This is a genomic window from Pseudomonas sp. ICMP22404 (assembly GCF_006227205.1).
Classification (GTDB): Bacteria; Pseudomonadota; Gammaproteobacteria; order Pseudomonadales; family Pseudomonadaceae; genus Aquipseudomonas.
The window spans coordinates 1-495 of record NZ_VCNG01000063.1; the positions used below are offsets into that span (position 1 = coordinate 1).

Below are 495 nucleotides of genomic sequence, written 5' to 3' on the forward strand. Positions count from 1 at the left end.
TGAACTGGCCTAATGATTTTGGACACTTCAATCGGGCGCTATGATGGCGCCCAAATCTGAGGTGTTTGGCTATGCGTAAATCTTATTCCAGTGAGTTCAAGCTCAAAGCTGCCAGCATGGTGCTGGACGAAGGCCAGTCAGTTCCTGAGGTCTGTGCCACTCTGGATATTGGCCCTACTGCCTTGCGCCGTTGGGTCGACCAGGTTCGCAAAGAGCGCTTGGGTTCGACCCCGGAAGGGGCCAAGGCGATTACCGCCGAGCAGCGAGAGATCCAGCAGCTCAAAGCGTTGCTCAGGCAAAAAGACCTGGACATTGAAATCCTAAAAAAGGCCAGTGCTCTCCTGCTTTTGGACTCCAAAGATCATTCTCGTTGATCAATGAGCTGGACGAGCAGTACGGCGTTAACAATTGCTGTCGGGCGTTTGGAGTCAACCGCAGCAGCTTTTACGCCTGGCGTCAGCGCCAAGGCAAGGTGAAGCCTGAGCGGGAGAAACT

Annotated in this window: 1 protein-coding gene; it reads left to right on the plus strand. The window is 53.9% G+C overall.

The window, feature by feature from the left end:
- The first annotated feature begins 71 nt into the window (after positions 1-71).
- Entirely contained in the window at positions 72-374 is a 303-nt protein-coding gene (locus FGE05_RS29665; RefSeq protein WP_257225758.1) for a transposase, read from the plus strand.
- The last annotated feature ends 121 nt before the right edge of the window (positions 375-495 follow it).